Genomic DNA, 1,048 nt, shown 5'->3' on the forward strand with positions numbered 1-1,048 from the left:
GCGGACTTTGAGCGCGAAAAGGGCGTGAGTGCGTGCATATTTAAGCCAAACTCTGATGAAATTTACGGCTGCGGCGGTGAGCTCGGAGCGCTTGATAAAGCGAAGCTAAAGGCGGAATTTATAAGTGGCGGAAGGCTAGGAATTTATGAAAATCTGCAAAATATGGAGGAGCGAAATGCCTTTTCCAAGGCTAAAATCATTCTGCTTGGAAGTAGCGTGCAGGGCGAAATTTTAACGCTTCGTATCAAAACAGCAGCGATGATGATAGCGCTTTTGGGCGTGATATTAGCCGTGGCGTTTTATCTGGTGCGGCTAGGCACCAAGCCGCTTTACGACAAGATCGACACGCTAAATCGCTTCATCAAAGATAGCACCCACGAGATCAACACTCCGCTTAGTATTATCTCGATGAGCGTCGAGACGATGCGGCACGCAGAGCTTGGAGAATACAACGCCAAGCGCGTCGCCAATATCGATCTTGCCGCCAAGACGCTTTCGCGCATCTACGAGGATCTCGTGTTTTTAACCTTCGGTATGAATAAGGAGGGCGAGATTAGCTTAATCGATCTAAAGAGCCTCGTCGCTTCGCGCTGCGAATACTTCGCGCCGTTTATTCAAAAGCGCAGACTAAGCCTTAAAACCGATCTTTCGGATGCGAGCATGAGCGCGAACGTCTATGAAATTTCGCGCCTGATTGATAATCTGCTAAGCAACGCCGTAAAATACGCCGATGCAGGCGGCTACGTGGATGTGCGGCTAAGGCGCGGCGAGCTAGCGATCTCAAATAGCGGCGAAGGGATCGACAGGAAAAGAGGCGACGAAATTTTCAGGCGTTTTGCGCGCTTTAACTCAAGCGAGGGCGGCTTTGGAATCGGGCTTAGCATCGTAAGCGAGGTCTGCAAAAAATACTCCTTTTCTATCTCCTACGACAGCGTGCCGGGCGAGATAACGACCTTTCGCCTTACGTGGCGAGAGTAAAATTTTAAAATTTAGTGAAATTTAAAATTTAAAAGCGGTCGCTTGCGGTTTAAATTTAATCGTAGTTTGG

At 48.7% G+C, this 1,048-nt stretch carries 1 protein-coding gene; it reads left to right on the forward strand.

Going from position 1 to position 1,048, the window contains the following annotated elements:
* Positions 1-978, forward strand: a 978-nt coding sequence (locus tag Q0095_RS00635; RefSeq protein ID WP_297880406.1) for a HAMP domain-containing sensor histidine kinase, incomplete at its 5' end; no start/stop codon positions are given.
* Positions 979-1,048 lie beyond the last annotated feature (70 nt).

It is taken from the genome of uncultured Campylobacter sp. (assembly GCF_938045535.1).
Lineage (GTDB): Bacteria > Campylobacterota > Campylobacteria > Campylobacterales > Campylobacteraceae > Campylobacter_B.